The organism is Lysinibacillus sp. YS11, assembly GCF_002896375.1.
In the GTDB taxonomy this organism is placed as follows: Bacteria; Bacillota; Bacilli; order Bacillales_A; family Planococcaceae; genus Lysinibacillus; species Lysinibacillus capsici.
In genome coordinates this window covers 1267788-1289734 of sequence record NZ_CP026007.1, presented here as the reverse complement: position 1 = coordinate 1289734, position 21947 = coordinate 1267788, and the positions used below count along the sequence as shown (strand labels likewise).

General features: G+C 38.1%; 20 protein-coding genes and 1 riboswitch. Of the genes, 3 read left to right on the top strand and 17 right to left on the bottom strand.

What is annotated here, in order from left to right:
• Together LBYS11_RS06050 and LBYS11_RS06045 are read left to right on the top strand one after the other, a co-directional pair.
• Positions 1-1698, top strand: coding sequence for a methyl-accepting chemotaxis protein (locus tag LBYS11_RS06050; protein ID WP_048391281.1), 1698 nt, complete (start codon positions 1-3; stop codon positions 1696-1698).
• Positions 1699-1736: 38 nt separating this feature from the next.
• Complete coding sequence (locus LBYS11_RS06045) at positions 1737-2123, top strand: STAS domain-containing protein (protein WP_009370722.1); 387 nt, start codon at positions 1737-1739, stop codon at positions 2121-2123.
• A 572-nt stretch (positions 2124-2695) separates the two neighbouring features.
• On the opposite strand, the gene LBYS11_RS06035 is transcribed toward LBYS11_RS06045, so the two are convergent.
• From LBYS11_RS06035 to LBYS11_RS05970, 14 genes are all read right to left on the bottom strand, one after another.
• Positions 2696-4042, bottom strand: coding sequence for a sodium-dependent transporter (locus tag LBYS11_RS06035; RefSeq protein ID WP_233732498.1), 1347 nt, complete (start codon positions 4040-4042; stop codon positions 2696-2698).
• A 219-nt stretch (positions 4043-4261) separates the two neighbouring features.
• A complete protein-coding gene (locus tag LBYS11_RS06030) occupies positions 4262-4849 on the bottom strand; it encodes an ECF transporter S component (RefSeq protein WP_103117644.1) in 588 nt (195 codons plus the stop codon).
• Positions 4850-5065: 216 nt separating this feature from the next.
• Positions 5066-5251: riboswitch (FMN riboswitch) on the bottom strand.
• Between the two features lie 143 nt (positions 5252-5394).
• Positions 5395-6681: an RNA polymerase subunit sigma gene (locus tag LBYS11_RS06025; protein ID WP_103117643.1), complete on the bottom strand. Its 1287-nt coding sequence runs from the start codon at positions 6679-6681 to the stop codon at positions 5395-5397.
• On the bottom strand, positions 6678-7211 hold the full coding sequence (gene sigX, locus LBYS11_RS06020; protein ID WP_009370717.1) for an RNA polymerase sigma factor SigX: 534 nt from the start codon (positions 7209-7211) through the stop codon (positions 6678-6680). Before sigX ends, LBYS11_RS06025 begins: the two co-directional genes overlap by 4 nt.
• A 78-nt stretch (positions 7212-7289) precedes the next feature.
• Entirely contained in the window at positions 7290-9065 is a 1776-nt protein-coding gene (locus LBYS11_RS06015; protein WP_048391287.1) for an ATP-binding protein, read from the bottom strand.
• Positions 9058-9774, bottom strand: a complete 717-nt coding sequence (locus LBYS11_RS06010) for a response regulator transcription factor (RefSeq protein WP_004232215.1) — start codon at positions 9772-9774, stop codon at positions 9058-9060. Before LBYS11_RS06010 ends, LBYS11_RS06015 begins: the two co-directional genes overlap by 8 nt.
• A 114-nt stretch (positions 9775-9888) precedes the next feature.
• A complete protein-coding gene (gene ccsB / locus LBYS11_RS06005; protein WP_048391290.1) occupies positions 9889-11070 on the bottom strand; it encodes a c-type cytochrome biogenesis protein CcsB in 1182 nt (393 codons plus the stop codon).
• On the bottom strand, positions 11067-12743 hold the full coding sequence (locus tag LBYS11_RS06000) for a cytochrome c biogenesis protein ResB (RefSeq protein WP_054550608.1): 1677 nt from the start codon (positions 12741-12743) through the stop codon (positions 11067-11069). Before LBYS11_RS06000 ends, ccsB begins: the two co-directional genes overlap by 4 nt.
• Before the next feature lie 5 nt (positions 12744-12748).
• Complete coding sequence (gene resA, locus LBYS11_RS05995; protein ID WP_004232210.1) at positions 12749-13288, bottom strand: thiol-disulfide oxidoreductase ResA; 540 nt, start codon at positions 13286-13288, stop codon at positions 12749-12751.
• A gap of 317 nt (positions 13289-13605) precedes the next feature.
• Positions 13606-14337 (bottom strand): pseudouridine synthase, encoded by a 732-nt coding sequence (locus LBYS11_RS05990; RefSeq protein WP_004232209.1) that lies wholly within the window; start codon positions 14335-14337, stop codon positions 13606-13608.
• A 299-nt stretch (positions 14338-14636) separates the two neighbouring features.
• Complete coding sequence (locus LBYS11_RS05985; RefSeq protein ID WP_233732496.1) at positions 14637-15224, bottom strand: Asp23/Gls24 family envelope stress response protein; 588 nt, start codon at positions 15222-15224, stop codon at positions 14637-14639.
• Positions 15225-15329: 105 nt separating this feature from the next.
• Positions 15330-16400: a D-alanyl-D-alanine carboxypeptidase family protein gene (locus tag LBYS11_RS05980; RefSeq protein ID WP_054550607.1), complete on the bottom strand. Its 1071-nt coding sequence runs from the start codon at positions 16398-16400 to the stop codon at positions 15330-15332.
• A 77-nt stretch (positions 16401-16477) separates the two neighbouring features.
• The gene (gene scpB, locus LBYS11_RS05975) at positions 16478-17071 is read right to left on the bottom strand and encodes an SMC-Scp complex subunit ScpB (RefSeq protein ID WP_054550606.1); all 594 of its coding nucleotides are present in this window, start codon (positions 17069-17071) and stop codon (positions 16478-16480) included.
• Positions 17043-17822 (bottom strand): segregation/condensation protein A, encoded by a 780-nt coding sequence (locus tag LBYS11_RS05970; RefSeq protein ID WP_054550605.1) that lies wholly within the window; start codon positions 17820-17822, stop codon positions 17043-17045. The genes scpB and LBYS11_RS05970 overlap by 29 nt, the downstream gene beginning before the upstream one ends.
• A gap of 55 nt (positions 17823-17877) precedes the next feature.
• On the opposite strand from LBYS11_RS05970, the gene LBYS11_RS05965 reads away from it, so the two are divergent.
• Entirely contained in the window at positions 17878-18384 is a 507-nt protein-coding gene (locus LBYS11_RS05965) for a DUF309 domain-containing protein (RefSeq protein WP_103117642.1), read from the top strand.
• Here the strand turns inward: LBYS11_RS05965 and LBYS11_RS05960 are convergent.
• The 3 genes from LBYS11_RS05960 to LBYS11_RS05950 form a co-directional block, all read right to left on the bottom strand.
• Complete coding sequence (locus tag LBYS11_RS05960) at positions 18381-18752, bottom strand: GNAT family N-acetyltransferase (protein ID WP_004232192.1); 372 nt, start codon at positions 18750-18752, stop codon at positions 18381-18383. The genes LBYS11_RS05965 and LBYS11_RS05960 overlap by 4 nt on opposite strands.
• Positions 18753-18951: 199 nt before the next feature.
• On the bottom strand, positions 18952-20271 hold the full coding sequence (gene lysA, locus LBYS11_RS05955) for a diaminopimelate decarboxylase (RefSeq protein ID WP_103117641.1): 1320 nt from the start codon (positions 20269-20271) through the stop codon (positions 18952-18954).
• Between the two features lie 225 nt (positions 20272-20496).
• Positions 20497-21945 (bottom strand): spore germination protein, encoded by a 1449-nt coding sequence (locus tag LBYS11_RS05950; protein WP_004232186.1) that lies wholly within the window; start codon positions 21943-21945, stop codon positions 20497-20499.
• Positions 21946-21947 lie beyond the last annotated feature (2 nt).

Sequence of the window (21947 nt, the reverse complement as noted above, 5' to 3'; positions counted from 1 at the left end):
ATGAAGTTATCTATACGAAAGAAAATGAATCTGCTTATATTTGGTTGTATTATTTTACTTACTTCCCTTTTAGCAGGAGTCAATTTTTTTGTTGCCAAGAACAATCTATTAGAAAGTGCTGATACAAAGCTTTTATCAGATATACAGTTGAGCTATGAATATTTAGACGCTAAATATCCTGGTGAATGGTCCATTAAAAACAACCAACTCTATAAGGGCGATATCAATATGGTAGAAAACTTTGAGGTAGCTGATAAAGTTGGAGAACTCACAAACGGGAATGCTGTATCCATCTTTCAAAACGATACGCGTATAAGTACCAATATAGTGGATAATGGTGAACGCGCTTTAAATACAAAGGTTTCTGACGAGGTTGCTACTGTTGTACTAGGAGAAAAAAAGCGCTTTATCGGCTCTGCCAATGTCTTAGGAAGTTTGCATCAAGCAGCCTATGATCCGATTGTAAATAGTCAAGGCGAGGTTATCGGTGTATGGGCAACCGCTGTCCCTACCGCTCCTTATATAAGCATTGCCACAAAATCAGCACTGGAGAATGTAGCGATTTCCTTAGTGATCGCCATTGTAATGATCGGAGGAATTAGTTGGTTCTTACAAAAGCAAATTGTTAATCCTATTAACATTCTAAGTACCAATGCCAAGGAACTAGCAGAACTAAATTTAAATGTTAAACTGTTAAACCCTAAAGGCAAAGATGAAATCGCTGAATTAGCACGCGCATTTAGTAGTATGAAAAATCATTTAACAGAGACGATAAAAATTGTGGCTGGTAGTGCACATCAAATTGCAAAGTCATCACACACTTTGGCAGAATCATCACATCAAACAAGTGAAGCATCTAATCAGATCGCACTAACAATGAATGAAATCGCCGTTGGTACTACCACTCAATCTGATCAGGCTGAACGAATAGTTTCAATGATGCAAAAAACGCTTGAGGAAGTATCAAAGAGCTTACAAAAAGCTGAAATCACTTTAAATAGCGCTATCGAATCCACTCATATCGCACGTAAAGGAGAAGAAGCCATCAATGAAGCGATTATGCATCTAAGTGATGTTACGAAAACAGTGTCTTATGCAACAGATTCTATCCAAAAATTAGGCAAGCGCTCTGAAGAAATTGGTGGTATTATTACCGTTATCACTGGCATCGCAGAACAAACGAATCTGTTAGCACTCAATGCGGCCATCGAGGCAGCACGAGCAGGTGATCAAGGGAAAGGTTTTGCTGTCGTTGCATCAGAGGTTCGTCAATTAGCTGAACAGTCAAGTTTAGCAGCTGGACAAATTACTAATCTTATTAATGATATCCAAGCGGAAACATCTGTGACCGTACGAACAATGGAAAGTAATTTACTAGCTGTCGAGGAGCAAGTAACGATCATCAATAAAGGCGGAAGTGCCTTAAAAGAAATCGTGGAGAAAGTTGTCGAAACTGAAGAAGGTGTCGAACAAATGAAAGTGGCATTTACACATGTTAACGACAACTCCCTAGATGTGCAACAAGCCATTCAAGATATTTCTCGCATCATCGAGGACGCTGCAGCAGCTACAGAAGAGATTGCCGCAACCTCAGAAGAGCAATATGCGACTGTTGCCGAAATTACACAAAGCTCAGATGAGTTATCATCAATTGCTGATAAATTACAAAATGAAGTGAATAAATTTAAGTTTGAATAAATCCCCAAACAAGAAAAGAAAAATGGAGGCGCTATAGGATGAATCAGAAGAAAATTGCAATGAATATTGACACAAAGGCTGATTATATTGTGATTGCGTTTACAGGCGATTTAGAATACGGGATGATTGAAGAAATAAAGTCAGAGCTGCAAACACTTAGCTTAGACACAAAACACGGATACATTATCGATATGCAAAGGGTAACAAATATTGATAGTACTGGATTCGGGATGATCGTTAATTTTGCTAAGAAGGTGTCTGTAAAAGATAAGAAAATCGCCATTATTGTCGTCGATGATTTCATTCGCAACTTATTCGCTATTTCACAGGTTGATAAAGTATTCCCTATTGCCGAAAGTGAAGAACAAGCAAGGAAGATTATTAAAGAAGATTGGCTAGGTGAGCTATCACTTAACGATTATTAATCTCTATAATCATAATAAAAGGTGTATTCCTATTAGACGGAATACACCTTTTTATGTTGTTAAAAAAGAAGATGTCAACGGTAGAAATAGTAACTTTGCAAGGCGAGAGGTTGATTTCCGTTCCGCCAGCGTCCTTTCCAGGGGGGGCGTCCGATGAGCCGCTAAATCCCATAGGAGTGACGCTATCAACCATTCTACAAAGTGTCTTTACCTCATAGTAGCATAGCGATCAAATCTACCCATTATTTGTATACTTAGAGGGGATAGGCTCTTATTTTCAATGTGGAGAAGTGATGAGTGACAACACCTCTTCATAAAAGGGTAATGAACTCCTTTACTTTATTTGAAAACCTTTGCTAAAAAGATTGAGATTTTTTGGGTTGGTGTGGAAGGCTTCTTGACTCCCGTGGATTAACGAGACAGGTGAGCCCCTACACGGAGGAAGCTGCTGGCACTCGCCCACAGGAAAGCAAGTAGCCTTGCAATAGAAATCCATTTCTACCTTTCTATTGACTGTTATGTTTTTAACACTAAGAGAAGGTATTTTTCCTATGACGAAATATACCTTTTCTTTAATACTGCAGTAGCATATTAACAAACACAACTAGAATGATAATCGGTACAACAACTAGCATTAACATACGATATGTCGAATAATACCCTTGTCCCATTTGACTACCCGTTAGCAATTCTCTCTTCACAAAATCTTTATCCACTACATAGGCAATAAAAATAGCAATGAATAAATTCCCTAGCGGAAGCATGATATTCGACACTAAAAAATCGGTTGCATCAAAGATACTTTTCTCAAAAATCATTATATCCGATAAAACACTCGAAGAAAGTGCTGCTGGAATAGCTGCAATAAATACGACTATACCAAGTAAAAGTGTCCACATTGGACGGGATTTCTGACTATGCTCCATAAATGCCGCGACGATAATCTCATATAAACTAAATGATGACGTTAATGTAGCAAATAAAAATAGCAATAAAAACATGGCTAAAAACACTTCACCAAATGGCATTTGACTAAATGCTGTTGGTAGCACCATAAATAGCAAACCTGGACCCGCTGCTGGCTCTAAATCAAAGGCGAACACAACAGGGAAAATCGCTAAACCTGCTAAAAATGAAACAAGCACGGTTAACAGCACTACAGAACCCGCTGAATTCGGAAGACTGACATCTTTTTTTAGATAAGAGCTATATGTAACTAGACAAGAAAAACCTACTGCTAACCCAAAGAACGATTGCCCTAAGGCTTCTAATAATGCCTTACCCGTAATATTCGAGAAATCAGGCCATAAGAAGAATTTTACCCCTTCCATTGCCCCATCTAATGTAACTGCACGCACAACAAGGACAATAAACATTATGAAAAGTAACGGCATCATCCATTTATTGGCCTTTTCAATCCCATTTTGTACACCTAATGAAATCACAAGTACGTTGGCTAATGTAAACAACACTAGACCAACTAGCGTAATCCAAGGCGTGCCTATAATTTTTCCAAATAATTCAGCAGGATCTACTGCTGGATCAATTACCGCGCCAGCTACACCTAGCCCGCTATAAATAAAGATCCAACCTCCAACAACGCTATAAAAAGTTAATAATAAAAAACAGCCTAGCACGCCCATTCGACCAATCCAGGCCCATCCTGGCTTAGTTGGAGCAATTTTTTTATACGCTGTTACAGCCTCGGATTGTGTACCACGTCCTAAAACATACTCGGACAATAACATCGGTAGTCCTATTAACAAGGTAAATAACACAAAGATAAGGAAAAATGCTCCTCCACCACTTTGTCCTGTTACATAAGGAAGTTTCCAAATTGCCCCTAGTCCGATCGCCGCACCAGCTGACGCTAAAATAAAACCTAATTTACTAGACCATTGTCCTTTTTTTCCACTCATCTCTTCAAACTCCTCAAACATTCTAAACTCTTCTCTATTTTACATGAAAATATAGCTTTCGACTAGATTATAATTATAAAGTACTAGTTAGCTATTTTACTCCATTACTTTTTTCTATATTTATCCGTTAGTTTTGCCTTTCTTTTCTTCACACCTTTCCCTATCCATCATTCCTTCCAAAAAAAAACCTCAGGTATGTTCACCCGAGGTTAGTAAAAATTATTTTGTTATATAGATAGAACGCTGGCGGTCGATCCACTTGCGCATAGTTGTAAATAAAAACGCCATAATAGCCGTTAATAAAACACCTTTCACAATGTTAAATGGTAAAATCCCAGCGATAATCATTTTATAAAGTGAGTCACCTACAACCGGTTCCATTCCTAAGAAGTATGTGTACATCGGTAAAAATACTGCGTAGTTTAAAATACTCATCCCTACTGCCATTACGACTGTTCCTGTCGCTAAACCTCCAACAAGACCAGCAATTGTTTTAAAGCGATTAAAAATAAGGCTTACAGGCAAAATAAATAAAATACCTGTTGCAAAGTTGGCAATATGACCTACTGGCACACCTGTTGGCGTTCCAGAGAAAATCCAATCCAATACATTTTTAAATAATTCTACTAAAATACCAGCTACAGGCCCCATTGTGATGGCTGCTATTAATGCAGGCATATCACTAAAGTCGACTTCCAAGAATGCTGGGAATGGTGGAATTGGGAAATTAAAAAGCATTAATAAAAACGAAATACTGCTCAGCATGCCAATCGTAATAAACGATTGAAGTTTAACATTTTTCTTCATAGAAAACTCTCTCCTCTTTGCTGATTCAATCTCGCAAGAAGAAAGGTGACGATCTTTCAATTGTTAGCACGAAAAAACCCTTATGCATAAAGAGCACAAGGGAGAAAGGCATGACGAATAAGCGTCAATTTAAACTATTTTTGAGCACTGTTTAAAAAGCCATACAAAAAAGCGCTCGGTCATAGTTTATTTCATAACAATGAATGACGATCGTACCTCCATCTTCTCCCATCCAGACTTTAACTGTCGGCCTCGGAATCACACCAAGTCAGCCATGCAAATAAATTTGCACAGGTCGCGGGCTGAAGAGCGAAGCATAAACCATTCGAGTTAATGGAAACATTAACGGTTCACCACTCTATTACCGCCGGTCGGGATTTTCACCCTGCCCCGAAGATGAATCATATTATTTTATACTACAACCTTACTATAATTAATTATTAAGAAAAAGTAAATAGTTCTGCTTAAAAAATTCCGATTAGATTTGTAAGTATTGTAAAAATGGAGCATTCCATGTTACAGGAATGCTCCATTTTTGATTTTGACTAAGGCATATATTGTTTATTTGGCCCCACAGGCTTGGGCAAATACGTTTTTAAATCGAATCCTTCCCAGCTTTCTTGGACCACATTATCCAAGCGTAATTGTTGGTCAAAGCTAGCAGCAGTTAACATCATAGCTTCAATCAATTGGGTAGCGCGAATTGGCTCCATCGATGCTAAATCTAAGGGAATATCGAATGTTACGACTACACCTTCTGCTTCCTCTTTCACGGTATATGTTACATTTTCAGGAACCACTGTTACATAAACATCATCATTTTTGTTTTTCATTAGTGTAAGTGCCTCTGTAACATTAGCAAATGTTTGACGGAAATCTGGTGACAGATATTCTGCCCCACTACCATCTTGGTATAAATAATAATTAAAATGCTTGGCGTTTGTTAATGACATGGCTTGACTTGGCTCACTCTCCTGAGAAAACTCATAAGGTGTGCCATCTTCATTTTGAATCTCAACTTCCGTATATTCAGAATCCGAGAAGGTATCCTCTAAAGTCCCTTTGTACTCATTAACGGTAGCTGATGCAACATCATAGTCATTGTCCTTTGGTAATACGTGGACAAGCTTGTCTTCCTTCTCCTTCAGTTCACCTTTAAAAGGATGATAATCCGTAAACCCTTTGGCTTCTTCATCTATTTGAGGAGCATATTTTTCATACATCTGTAGGGTAGAAGGCTTTTCAGTTCCAAAATCAGTTGCTACACGCTCATTTGGTATCACATATGTCATTGGAACACTTTCTGCATCGCGTCCTGCCAAACCAATACGGAAAACGACAGCATCTTTCACATCTTCCTCATAGACAGACGACCGTAAAGATAGCATACGCTCATGCTCCGATACAATACTGGATTGAAGTGCCTCATCCTGGGTAGCTGCCTCTTTAGCAGAACGATCTTCCTGTAACGTAGAGTAATTAGCCGTTTCTGGCGTACTAGCTAGATCTTTTTGGCTAGCGTCATTATTCATGAACATGAAGCCAACGAGTACCGTTATCGCGAAAACTGCTGCTACACTCGTAAAAATCGGCATTTTTCGGAACTTAAATCGTGATGGTCGTTCATCTTGTATTAAAGATTTACTTTCTTGTTGTGCTTCTTCATTCTCTATAGGTTGTTGTATCGCTTCTTGTAGGTGACTATTATCCTGCAAGCGAGCATCTGCCATTAACCGATTTAATATTTCTTCTTTTGAACGGCGGTCAGAAAGCTTAGGGGCATTGTTCAAGACATGTTCAAGCTGTTCATCATCAAATGGCTTATGCGTCATTGCCGTTTCGCCTCCTGTTCTCTAATCGGCTGTAGCTGTTGCCTTAAAAATTTAATGGCTCGATGCTGGGTCGTTTTTACCTTAGCTTCTGTCCAATCTAGTATTTGCGCTGTTTCTGCAATCGATAAATCTTGAAAATAGCGCATAATAATGACCATTTTTTGGTCGCCTGTACAGTTTTCAAGTGCTGATTCTACCTGCATAAATTCATCACTGGCCTGTAGCATATCTTCCGGTGATGGCGTGGTTGAATGGAGCTGTTCCGTTTCCCAGTCAAAGAAATCATGTGAATGCTTTTGACGTACAGCTTGCTTTCTAAAATGATCAATTGCTACATTTTTAGCAATAGCAAATAGCCAAGTTTTCTCACTACTATTGCCTGCAAATTGATCGTATGAGCGCAACACTCGTACATAAACTTCATGTGCTAAATCTTCGGCAAGTGTACGGTTTTTTACTAAATATATTAAAAACTGAAACACGTCTTGGTGATATGCATCGTATAGTCGATGGAACACGGAGTCATTCAAAGCACTCCACCCCCGTTCTATAATATTTGTCGTCTTACATTCATAGAAGTTACAGCCAATTAATAGCAATACTTGTTATTAATCGAACGGTAAATAAAACGTGAAGGTCGTACCCTCTTTCAACACACTGTCTACCATAATATTACCTGAGTGTGCCTTGACAATATTTCTAGCAATGGCTAAGCCGAGACCAGTTCCACCCTTGGAACGAGTACGTGCCTTATCTGCTTTATAAAAACGTTCAAAGACATAGGGTAAGTCCTCTTGAGGGATGCCATGTCCTGTATCTTGAACAGATATTTTAGCAAATGTCGGCTCCTGCTCTACTTTTACAGTCACAGACCCTTCATCTGTATGTCTCAGGGCATTGTCAACTAAATTTGTAAGCACTTGTTCAATGCGATCCTCATCTATATTAATCATGGCCTCGTCATTAAATTCACTCTCAAACAGCAGACGAACGTGCTTTTCTTTTGCTACCTGTGCAAATTTTTGTGTAATACGTTCAAAAGTAGAATTAATTGGTAATTCATCTTTATAAAGCGTCATATGCCCTGATTCCATACGTGCCAAATCTAATAAATCTGTCACAAGGCGACCCATTCGCTTCGATTCATCATAAATAATTTTGGTAATCTCATTTCGCTCTTCCTGATCCTGAATAAAATCGTCATCCATTAATGCTTCTGAGTAACCTTGAAGCATGGCAATCGGTGTCCGAAGCTCATGAGAGACATTCGCAATAAAATCCGATCTTAGTTTTTCTAAGCGATGCTGTTCAGTCATATCACGAATAACAGCGACAGCACCACGTATCATTTCCCCACTATAAAGAGGACTAATGGTAAATGTATAATAGCTGCCATCCATTTCAATTTCCTCTTCTAGTTTATCCTCAAACATCAGTACATGATCAAGCATATGATACAGCTCAGGTGGAATTGGTTTAGCACTTTGGGAGCCTTTGTTGACAAACCATTTTTGCATCAGACGCTCGGCTGGTGGATTACTTAATAATATTGTACGATCCCGATTAAACGTAATCACTGCATCTGTCATAGATGTCAAAATATTAGAAAGCTGTTCGTTTTCTTGATTGATAACCTCTAAATTATGCTTTAATTGACGGCCCATTTGGTTGAAGGCAACGGCAAGCTGACCAATTTCGTCATTTTGGGTAGTAGGCATTTTCGCTTCAAAATTCCCTTTTGCAATTTCAAAAGCTAATTCACGCATTTTTCTTAATGGCGAAGTTATACGTGAAGAAAGGAAGAATGCGAAGAATGTCGTCAGCACAAATGCTATAAAGGCTGCTAAAAAGACAATTTTCGTAGTTTCCTTAGACGTTTTATGTAGCGCATCTGGGCTTTGGTAGATGAAGACAGCTCCATGTACTGCATTTTCAACATTTAGGGGAAAACCAAGTACGACATAAGATTCCATCTTTTCTTGATCAGTTGAAGAAGGCATCATCATTTCTTTAATAATCGGCTCATCTGATTGAAACACTTCATGAAAAGATTTATTGGCTAATATAGTATCTTGTATTTCTTTTTTGTTGACACCCTCTTGCATCGCAAAGGACACTTCAACATGACTGATAGCGATCAATGCATTGGTCCCTGTAGGTAAAATATCTTTTAATAATTCAGAGGTAGATTCGGCTGTTTCATTGTCATCTACTATACTTGCTACCGTTGCTGCTGTTTGTCGCAATGAAATTTCTGCTTGCTGCATATGGTAATTTTGAAGAAATTCAAGCATTAATACCGTGAAAACAAATAATACAAATGAAACGAGAAGCAATATGGTTACCCATAGCTTCCCGACAACACTATTCCATATTCTATTCATTGACAACCTCAAATTTGTATCCAACGCCCCAAACCGTCACAATCATTTTAGCAGCGTTTTCAGAAACTCGGTTGAGCTTTTCACGTAAACGTTTTACATGTGTGTCTACTGTGCGTAAATCACCAAAGAAGTCATAATGCCATACCTCTTTTAGTAGTTGTTCACGGTCAAATACTTTGTCTGGCGATTTCGCTAAAAAGTACAGCAATTCATACTCTTTCGGTGTTAAATTAACCTCAATGCCTTCTGCAGTCACACGGTGTGCATCATGATCAATCATTAAGTGTTGGAACACCACTAAATCTTTTGAAGAAGATGCATTAGTCGTTGGTGAGAAAGCCTGTGAACGACGTAAAATAGCCTTCACACGTAACACAACCTCACGAGGACTAAATGGTTTTACGATATAGTCATCTGCACCAAGCTCAAAGCCTTGTACACGGTTCGCTTCTTCGCCTTTGGCAGTTAATAAAATAATTGGTGTTGCTGCGCGCTCTCGAATTTCTGCACACACTTCTAGCCCATCTTTTTCAGGCATCATAATATCAAGTAAAATACAGTGATACTCTTTTTCTAAAGATTTCTCGATCGCTTGTTCTCCATTTTCGGCCTCGTCAACAAGGTATCCTTCTCGCTCAAGATACATTTTTAATAAGCGGCGAATACGATCCTCGTCATCTACTACTAATACTGAAATATTTTCTGACACTTTCACGATCCCTCTCTTCCATCTTTCTCTAACTTCTATTGTACATGGTGTGACACATATTGAAAAGAAAAGAAAGCCTCTTCGCTACAGCGAAAAGGCTTGTTGCTTCACAGGTTACGCGTAGGAGTGTAAACCTGCAAGAATTAAGTTAACAGCAATTAGGTTGAATAAAATAATCCCAAAACCAATTAGTGCTAACCAAGCAGATTTTCGACCTTCCCAGCCTTTTGATAGACGTAAATGCAGGAATGCTGCATAGAATAACCATGTAATAAGAGCCCATACTTCTTTTGGATCCCAACCCCAGAAACGACTCCAAGCAATTTGTGCCCAAATCATCGCAAAGATTAAAGCACCAAGGGAGAATACAGGGAAACCAATCAGCACTGAACGATAACCAATTTCATCAAGTAATTGTAAATTGACACGTTTAACAAGTGGTTGGAAAATGGCACTAATTCGACGGCGAGCTATTAAACGAATTAATAAATACAACACAGATCCTACCAATAATGACCAAACAACGGTTGTTAATTTTTTAGCATTGATTAACGCTGGCATTTCTACTAATGGCGACATGCCATGTTCTTCTATCACTTCATATTCATTCATACCGAATACTGGAGGTAAATTGTAAATAATTTTACGAGTAGTACCTTCTTTATCCACATAATTATAGCTAGACTCATAATCCATAGCACTAAATGTAGATGTTACCGCGACAAATCCAACAACTACTACAAGACAGTACATGACGGCTTCTAACCAAAAACGTTGTTTAGAGGGCTTTGTTAAATCTACTACTTTTAATAAGTAAATAAGTCCTGCCACAGCACTAATGGCTAAAATAGATTGCCCTAATGCTGCTGTAATAACGTGAATTGTTAACCAATGACTTTGTAATGAAGGCACTAATGGACTTACTTCTTTCGGGAACATTGCTGCATAAGCAATAATCAAAAGCGCAACAGGCAGTGCCACTAATCCAAGTGCAGTCAAACGATAAATAAAATAAATTAAGATAAACGCGCCGACAATGAACATACCAAAGGCAGTTGTAAATTCGAACATATTACTTACTGGCGCATGTCCTGTATAAATCCAACGCGTAATAAAATAGCCAAGCTGTGATAGGAAACCAATAATAGTAACCACAATGGCAAGCTTGCCCCATTTGCCAGTATTTTTACCAGTAGCATTACCTTGCTTAATTGAACCACCAAATAATAATGTCGCAACTAGATAAGCAATAAACGCTACAAATAGTAAGTTTCCACTTAAGTCAATCAAACTCATAAGGTGTTGTCACCTTCCTTTTCTTTAATGCCACCAGTAGTGGACTCTTCGCCAGCCTCATCTTTCTCTAACTGATCTTTATACGGAGGCAATGCAGCAAATGTTGTAACAGCATCTAAATCCTTTTTCATGCTGAACATATTTTTGTTGACATGGGCAGCCATTAACACACGGCCGTCTGGTTCCACTTGAAGCCATAAACGACGATGATTCCAGTAAGAGCCAATGGCAACACCGATCATAAAGATGACCCCACCAACAAACAGAATAGGGATGGTACTATCTTTTCGCACCGTAATACCTGACATATCACGCATCTCTGCACTAGCAAATTTCATTCTGTATTTATTTTCACCCAGTGGTTCTAAAGGAGGCTGCATAATTTCAACAAAGCTTACTTCTCCTTCAGGAGTTTCTGGTGTAGTCATTTTAAATAAAAATGCAGGATTATTTGGAATAGACGTTTTAGTCTGAGGTTCTCCATTTTCAAATCCATCAAAATCAGGTGTATAGACAAGAATTTGAACGGATGAACCATTCCCTAAATCATATTCTTTTTTAGGATTTGTTAAATCAATCTCTACCTTACCTAATGATTTCTCTGTCGTCTTATTAATTAATTCAAAGTTCATCTGTTTTAATTCATTTAGACGATAATCCATCTGGTAAAGAGCAAAGCCATCTTCTTTCAAAGGATGGTTTACACGAATAGAATAGTCTTTTACTTTTTCTAGATTTTCCGTATCCCCAGGCAATGCGTCTTCAGGTTGCTTGTAAAGTGTAATATCGGTCTGGAAGTTTTTAGCCACTACATTCACACCCTGTTTAACTTGCTCACCTTGAGGTGTATTATCATGTGTTTCTAAAATAAAGTCACGGTTTTCAATGAAATAGCCTTCCATTCCAGTGATAGCTCGTGTTTCACCTTCACGCACCCATATCGATTCATCAACATAGAAGCCTGGAACTAGACGTAGCATGACCCCACCTAAAAAAATGATGAGACCTACATGGTTTATGTACGGACCGTAACGAGAAAAGCGTCCTTTTTCAGCTAAGAGAGCGCTACCATCTCGACGAACAGAATACTTCATCTCAGTCATTTTTTGAGCCACTTTATCAAGCGTTTCCTCCGCACTCGCTGACACTTGTCCTTCTGCAACAATGCGCTGGCGCTTCATAAAGCTTTCATGTCTTTTAACACGTTGATTCTTTAATGATTTATAAAGTGGAATGCCTCGGTCAAGACTTGCCACTATAATTGAAACTGCTAGCATACCAACTAAAATCTGGAACCACCATGAGCTATATAAATCCGAAAGCCCCAACGTATAATAGATTTTACCGAATGTACCATATACGTCTGCGTAATAAGCCCCCTTCTCCATATCAGAAGCTTTTACGTAAAACTCTTGCGGTAGTAATGTTCCGACTGAAGCAGCAATTAATGTGATAATAATTAAGGATATACCAACTTTAACACTTGAGAAGAAATTCCATATTTTATCAACAAATGATTTGTTATATGTTTTGGAGCGAATGGCCATACCATCATAGCGCATATCAACAACTTTATTTTGTTTTTCTTCTTCGGTTAAAGGACGACCACATTTTTCACAAAGCTTCGTGCCGTATGGATTACTATGACCACAAGCACAAATGATTTTTTCCATCGTCATTACTCCTTATTTGGCTTCACTAATTCCATGTACGAAGCAATATCTTTCTCCGTCATTTCACCTGTAATAATTTTGGCCACCTTGCCTTCTGGATCAATTAACACTGTTGCAGGTAATTGTCCTACATTATAAGCAGTCATAACACTTTTTGTTTTGTCGATAACTACTGGAAATGACAACCCATATCGATCGACAAAATTCTGTACTTCAAAATCTGTTTGAGCAATATTGACAGCTAATGTTTGTACACCGTGATCCTTAAATTCTTGATACTGATTGTCCATTGCGGGCATTTCCTTCTCACAAGGCTTACACCAAGTTCCCCAGAAATTTAAAAATACCCCTTGCCCTTTATAATCCGACAATTTATGTTTTTCACCGTTTAAATCTACTAACGTGAAGTCAGGTGCCTCAGAGCCTACTGCTACTAACTCTACTTTTTCCTTTGTTGCTGTTCCATATACTGTGTACCCGATTGCCAACGCTAACACAGCTAAAATGACAGTTCGCAGTACAAGACGTTTTTTCTTTTTCTCCAAGTTAATAAACCCCCTATCAATTACGGCTTGCGTTGCTTTTACATATTGAAGAAACAAATAGAACTTTTTCACTCTCTATACGTCTATAAATATGTAAAAGCTTCTTTCACATTGACGTCAACAATACCGGATTAAATGTGTTACAGCTTTTTTGAACAAACTGCTACTAGGTGTACTATTCTCACCTATTATAGCAAAATGATACAAAAACACTTAGCTATTAATTATGAATGATTTATGAACGATTTCACCACAAAGAAAGTGTAAACATCCAAATACCTCTATTGGTATCCACACTTTCTTCTGGCAACATTGCATTAATCAAGCTTTCCTGTTTCTGCTAACACACGTAGTTGCTTTACTTCATGCTTTGATAATTCACGATATTCTCCTGGAGCAAGACCAAATAAATCTAAAAAAGCAAAGCGTTCGCGTTTTAATTTAACAACGGGTGTTCCAATCGCTTCAAACATACGACGAACTTGGCGATTGCGCCCTTCATGAATCGTAATTTCACAAATAGCTTTGCCCGCTTTTTCATCGAAAGATGTCATACTTACCTTAGCAGGTGCTGTCTTTCCATCCTCTAATTTGATCCCTCGTTGAAGCTTTTTAAGCCCTTCAATTGTTGGCACTCCTTTGACACGAGCGATATATGTTTTGTCAATTTTAAATTTCGGATGTGTCAACATATAGGAAAATTCTCCATCATTTGTCAATAGCAATAATCCAGATGTATCATAATCAAGACGACCAACTGGGAAAATACGTTGCGGAATATGATGAAATAAATCTGTGACAGTTTTGCGTCCTTTATCATCTGTAACTGCAGAAATTGTTCCACGTGGTTTGTAAAGTAAGAAATATACCTTATCTTCTTTTTCTAGTTTTACACCTTCTACTTCAATTGTATCGGAATTAGATACCTTTGTTCCTAACTCACGAACCACTACACCATTTACTTTAACTTTACCTTCTAAAATCAATTGCTCTGCCTTGCGCCTTGACGCAACACCTGCATAGGCAATGACCTTTTGTAATCTTTCCATTTTTTCACCTCTAGTTTTCTTTCACATTGACACGTTCGTCATCATTCGATTTCGATCCAATGAATAGGGTTATTTTTCCCGCTAATCTGTGAAAATTATGTCATACTTTTAGACATTATTAAAGAAAAACAAATTTCACATTTTTTAATTAAGTATTCCGACTAATTTCTCGTTCGTTAATTTCTTAACATTTGAACCGAGATTTTGTTTTGTTTACTAGCAGTATACTCATTTGATAATCATGCGAATCGATTGTAAAATGTTTATTTTGACACAAAAAAGCTACCATTCGGCAGCTTTTATTTGTATACATTTTCAATTGTTAGGCCACGCTGCTTTAACTCATTGGCTATATAGTTTTTAGCCAGTACCATGTTGCCTGCCAAAGGTTCCTCAATTGTGGAACCATCTTGAAATGTAAAAACCAGATGATCAGGCTTTGTCACACCACTTTTTTCTAGATTAACCTGCTCAACTTTCACTATTTCTTCCCACTCGACAAAATTTACTTTTAAACTAAAAAATGGATTCATATGAATACCTCTTGAATCTATCCATTTATAAGTATTAAAGCTTAATGCGATGAAGCCTAAGGCAATTAATAAGGAAGTAGATACTAGACCACGTTTTATATTCTTTCTTTTTTTCGTTTTAGGTATGATCAAATAATTGATTAGTAGTACGAGGGCCATGACAAATAAAGAGACCATAAAGATAATATAAGCATTAAAATAAGGTGCAAAATAATAAAATTCATTAGGTCGATATAGTATCTCTTGAATTGGATATAGAAGAATGACAGGCACAATTAAACTTGATAAGAATAAGATAATGATTAGCCCAAATTGAATTTGCCTACCATTACTTTCCATTGAAGCTTCCCTCAATTTCCTCACCCCTTTTTTTCGAAAATTAAGAATTTTACATTCATTATCATTTTACCAAATTTAACATCAATTGATCAAATAATGTAAAAAATCAGCAAATCGTTTTTAACGATCCGCTGATTCAACTTTTACTGGCGTTGCATAAATCCGTTCTTCTCCTATAAAGATAGACAAGACTGCTTCTTGGCGTTTCCTTGAAACATGTAATACTTGCCTCACCTGTTCTTTTTCCTCTTTATTTAACTGTAGTCGAACGGGCTCTTGTAAACGAATAGCCAACTTTTTATTGACATTGTATTTACCCTTTTTCACTACTGTTTCAAGACTATAATCTTGCCATACTTTATTGGATAAGCCTCGATGTACATTCCAATCATCTGATTCATTTAATGTGACGACAACGCAGATTTGCCCGTCCTTTTGAAAGGCCGTTGCAAGTGTTCGTCCAGCAACCTTAGTAAAGCCCGTTTTTCCAGCGAAAGCAGTGCCAGTGGCTGACTTTAAGGAACTAACAGGCTGTTCTGTCTCATCATCTATATCTGCTGCCATTCCTGAACCTTCTCTTAATAGACGGTGTTTATTTTCCCATAACATTCCGTTTACTGTATTTGCCCGATAAAGTACCGTTGAAGCAATTTTCTCAAATGTTTTATTTTGCAACGCAAGTCTTAACATCTCAGCAGTATCTCTTGCAGACGATAAATGCTCATCATGATGAAGACCAGAAGGATTCATAAAGACGGTATTGGTAAGACCTGCAATAACAGCTCTTTCATTCATTAATTTGACAAAACCCTCTACAGACCCTCCTACATGTTCGGCTAAAGCTGTTGCAGCATCATTGCCGGAACGTAGCATTAAGCCATACAATAACGTTTCAACTGTCACCGTTTCACCAGCCTGTAGGTAAATAGAGCTCCCCTCAGCCATAGCAGCCTTAGGGGATATAACGACTTCATCCTGCAAGTCACTATTTTCAATTGCCACAAGTGCTGTCCAAATTTTTGTGAGGCTAGCAATAGGTAATCGTTCATCGCTATTGGATCCAATTAAAAGTCGACCTGTATCGCCATCCAAGACAGCATAGCCGCTTCCTCCTCTTGCAAAGCTAGTCTGAGGAAGCATTACCATTAACACAATGATCATAAACAGTGTTAAACGAAATAACCGAAGCAACGAGCCACTCCTTATTCAATGTGATAGGAAATTATAGATTTAAATTTATGTTGAAGGCTACGCATTATACCTAACCATTATTTTGCTCCGCTAAAAGTCTCTTGGAACTTCGTCATAAATAAATCTGTTTCTTGTTCTGTATCAGCAAGGTCCTCTTCAGGTAGAGGAGGCATTTCTTCTATACTATTTAAGCCAAAATAATGTAAAAATTCTTTTGTTGTTCCATATAAGATGGCACGTCCAGTCCCTTCTGACCGTCCTACCTCTTTAATTAATCCTCGTGAAACTAATGTTTGGATTGGTCGTTCACACTTCACACCGCGCAAATCTTCTATTGCTACACGTGTAATGGGCTGTTTGTATGCAACGATCGCTAACACTTCAAGGGAGGCTTGAGATAAGGATTGTGCGGTTGGATTTTCTACTAATCTTTGAATCGTATCGGCAAAATCAGATTTTGTAATGAGCTGATAAACGCCTGCAATTTCTTTCACCGTAATTCCTCTTGTTAAATCTTCTTCATAGGTTTCTCTCAATGTATTCATTGTTTGCAGAATCAGCTCTTCCTGCTCTCCTAAGAGTTGTGAAAGTTGTTTAATCGTTAAGCCATCATCTCCCACAACAAATAATAAGGCTTCAATTCTACTCTGTAACATCAATGTTTTCGTCATCTTCCCATTCCTCCTTCTGTAAGGTAACCGTTAATTCTTCAAAGTTACCATCTTGCTCTACGATGACGACCTGACGTTTCATCAGTTCAAGAAGAGATACAAACGTCAGAATAAGTGTTGGCTTATCTTCATAGGGAAAAAGCTCGAAAAATGATGCACGTCCACCTGTTAATCGTAAAGAATCCACAACAGAGCGCATTTGATCTTTTACTGATCGCTCCTGCCTTGCTACAGTAGTTTTTAATGGTTTCTTTAATTTTTTGCGACGCATTAATTTCTGAAATGCTCCAAGCATATCATAGATATTCACATTCAAATCAAATAAAGCCATCTGTTCTTCTGAGGCTAATCCTGTTAAATCAGCAGGTGGCCTCGTAAATACCTGCGCTCGGTCTGTTTCAAGCTCCTGCAAATTACTAGCTGCTTCCTTGTATTTTTTATATTCGATTAAGCGTTGCACCAGTTCTTCACGAGGGTCAGGGCCGTCCACTTCTAATTCTGCGTCCTCCATCTCTCCTTCGTGAATTGGCAATAACATGCGGCTTTTAATTGCCAGTAACGTTGCTGCCATTACTAAATATTCACTTGCTTCATTTAACTCTAGTACTTGCATTGCATGAATATGGTCGATATATTGTTGTGTAATTTCAGCCATTGGGATATCATAGATATCAATTTCCAATCTGTGAATTAAATGCAATAATAAATCAAGAGGCCCTGAAAAGGCTTCTAATTTTACTTCATAAGACATTATTTTACCACCCTGAGATTCTATGTTCTTTTAGTATAGTGGAAAGGAGTCCAAAATGCATCCACAGCATCATACTTTATTTATAGATTACTGTGCCTATTTTAATGGCAATCAAGATTTTTTTGAATGCCATGAAGTGCTAGAGGAATATTGGAAGGAAATTGCACCTAGTGATAAAATGCATCCGCTTGTCGGCTATGTGCAGCTGGCAACAGGTTTCTATCATTGGCGACGTGGTAATAATACTGGTGCTAAACGAATTTTAGAAAAAGCACTTCATAACTTTCAAGTAAATGAAGGGCATGTTTTTTTCCAAGAAATTGATTATCTTGAACTCCTAACACAAATAACAAAAGCTATCACTTCGATTGAAATGGGCAAGTCCTTTCAAACTTTCCAGCTTCCTCTCTCACCTCACTTGCTGGATTTAGCCCTAGCACGTATAAAGCTTTTGCCATCAAATAGCTCAAATTATCTTCTTCATAAACATATGCTTCGAGATCGCTCACATATTCTTGCAGAGCGACAAGAAAGCAAACAAAGAAAAAGCAGACGTTGTTAATCGTCTGCTTTTTCATCGATACAATGAATACATTTTTGAACAAAACTACGTGTTTCATCTGTAGCACGCACACTTTCATATTGGCCAAGTTCCGCCACTTCTTGAAGCATCTCCGTTGCTACGCCCTCTCCCCTATAGGAAGGGATCACCGACACGTGCTGGATTGTGGCTATATTATGCTCGTCAACAACAAGCCCTACAATGCCAACATATTCATCATTCTTTTTCCATAAGTATAAAACCCAATTATCGTCATTTTCATAGGAGTGGATGGTTTCTGTAAGCTTTTTTACGTCTTTTTCGTTAGGCATAAATGAAAGTAGCCCCATTGCTATTTTCTCTAAAGCTTTTTTATATCGAATTAACATATTTGTCTATTCCCTCTTTTTCTAGCTGTACATAATCTTTGACTATCCTACACGATTTGTACTTTTACCGCAAGCCAATTTCTGTCTTACGAACCAGGTCCGAGAATACCTTTCGACGCCAACACCCAATAGACTACGCCCCATAATAAAATAAATGTTGTAATGGACGCTAGTAATACCCACTTATTTTTCCTCAAATTTACTCACCCTTTTTTAAAGTTAGCGGGAGATCGTTTTGCACAATATCTTCATAACTTTCGCGGCGAATAGCTAGTTGATGCTGTCCATCCTCTACAAATACAACTGCAGGTCTTGGCACACGATTATAGTTACTAGCCATCGAATAACCATACGCACCTGTACAGAAGATGGCTAACACATCACCTGAAGCAGCATCTTGTAGTTTAGCATCAATAATTAATTTATCGCCAGATTCACATAATTTACCAGCAACTGTATAAAGCTCATCTTTCGGCTCGTTCGCCTTACTTGCGATGACTGCCTCATACTTAGCGTCGTATAATGCGGGACGGATATTATCGCTCATACCTCCATCGACAGCAATATATTTTCGCACATCTGGCACAATTTTTTGTGAACCGATTGTATAAAGAGATGTTCCTGCATCACCTACAAGTGATCGACCTGGTTCAATCCAAATTTCCGGCATCTTCAGTCCAAGAACAGTTGCTTTATTTTTGACAACTGTAATCATATCCTCTACATATACTTGTGGTTCAAGCGGTGCATCTTCTTCAGTATAACGAATACCAAAGCCCCCACCTAAGTTTAACACAGTACATGTAAATCCGTGAGTCTTGTTCCAATCAGAAATTTTGTCAATCAATTTTTCTCCAGCCAATCCAAAACCAGCAGTGTCAAAAATTTGTGAGCCAATATGGCAATGTAAACCAAGTAGCTCTAGGAATTCATGGTTAAATGTTTGTTGGAATGCTTCATCTGCTTGACCATTGTTTAAGTCAAAGCCGAATTTTGAATCTGCTTGACCTGTCGTGATGAAATCATGCGTATGTGCTTCAACACCTGGTGTAACACGTAATAATATACGCATTTTTTGCTGACGGCGCTCCGAAATATCTTTTAAAAGCTGTATTTCATAGAAATTATCTACAACAATACATCCAATCTTGGAGTCAAAAGCTAGCTCTAATTCAGCAATGCTTTTATTGTTACCATGAAAATGAATGCGCTCTGCAGGGAAACCTGCCTTTAAAGCAGTAAATAATTCTCCACCAGATACAACATCCAATGATAAATTTTCTTCTGCTGCTAATTGATACACCGCTACACATGCAAATGCTTTTGAAGCATAAGCTACTTCTGCTTTTACACCTAGTTTTTTAAACGTATCGATAAAGCTGCGCGCACGCTTACGAATAAGTGCAGTATCATACACGAAAAGTGGTGTACCATACTCTTTTGCTAGCTCTAATGTGTCTACCTGTCCAATTGTTAAATGACCATCTTCAGAAATCGCTTGTGTTCCATATAAATGCATGTGCATCTCTCCCTTTTCACATCGTTCCATCTTGTTATTTTTACGGTTTGAAAGTGGAAGGGTTCTTTACTATATTAGAACCATTCCATCAAAAAATTATTTCCTTCACATATAAAAAAACAAATGTATAGTACTTGCTTTTTCTTGAATGAAAATAATTTTTGCAAAAATCACAAAATACTATATGTGAACTTTATCACATGAAAAAAACGAGTGCAACGGCTCCTATGATCTTTTTCGCTGTTTGGAAGCGACTACATAAGGTCTTAGTGCATCCGCTGTCATTGGGAAGCGAATAATGACGCGAAGCATTGCTGTTGGAAAGAATGGAACAAGCGGCCATAAATAAGGTGCCTGCATTGGTCGCAATGAACATAAATACGTAAACAATAAAAATAAACCAATAAATAACCCATTGACACCCCAGAGACCCGTCATCAGAAGTAGCAGTAACCTAAAAATTTTAATGGAGATACTAAGCTCATAGGACGGAATAATGAAAATAAGAATGGCTGCCACCGCTGTATAGAGAACCACCTCTGAAGAGAATAATCCAACATCAATCGCAATTTGACCAATGATTACCCCCGCAACCAATCCCATCGCAGTGGACAATGGTGACGGAGTATGAATGGCGGCCATCCTCAAAAATTCTATTCCAATATCTGCAATCAAAATTTGTAGTAATAAAGGTACATGCGATTTCTCCTCCGTACCTAAAAAGGAGAGGGCATCTGGAAGTAGGGATTCATTCGTTGCAAATACATACCACAATGGCAATAAAAGTAAACCCATTACAGAGCCAAAATATCGCATAAAACGTACAAACGTCCCTACTGTGGGTGCCTGACGATATTCCTCTGCATGCTGCAATAAATGAAACACTGTAACAGGTACTAAAATAACAGATGGAGAAGTATCGACTAATATAGCTATATGCCCTTCAAGTAGATGAGCTGCAGCAATATCAGGTCTCTCCGTATAACGTACAAATGGAACTGGGTGGAACTTTTGTTTAAAGAGCCATTCTTCTAATGATTTATCGGCCATCGTCAAGCCATCATGATTTATTTGTCCAAGACGCTGTCGTAAACTTTCGAGCATATCTTCATTGGCAACATCCTTCATAAACGCGATCGCCACGTCGGTTTGACCGATTTTGGATATTTTATGTAGCTCGAAACGTAGATTACTATTACGAATTCGCCTACGTATTAAGGCTGTGTTTTGAGAAATCCCTTCTGTAAAGCCATCCCTTGATCCACGGATAACTTTTTCATTATCTGGCTCTTCTGGAGAGCGTCCTGGATAGTTTCTAAGCTCTGCAACATAGCAATAGCCACTTTTAGTAATAAAGGTGACTTGTCCACTTAAAATGGCTAGTAAATAGGCTTTACGCTCTGTTTCTTCTGAACGTCCATGGAAATTAAAGTAAGACTCAAAATATTCCTTCTCATCCTCTACATCAATTTCAATGTCCTCATCTGGAAGCATGCTAGACAGCAACTGTGTTAAAGCTTCTCCATCTACAAGCCCACTAATATATGCACAAAGGACCGGCAAATCTTTGACAAATAAGTGTTTAATACCAACGTCAAACGATTCGCCGTCACCAAATTGTTCTATAAGAAAATCTTCGGCTTCTTCTAAGCTGTTAAATAATTTATTTGTCATGC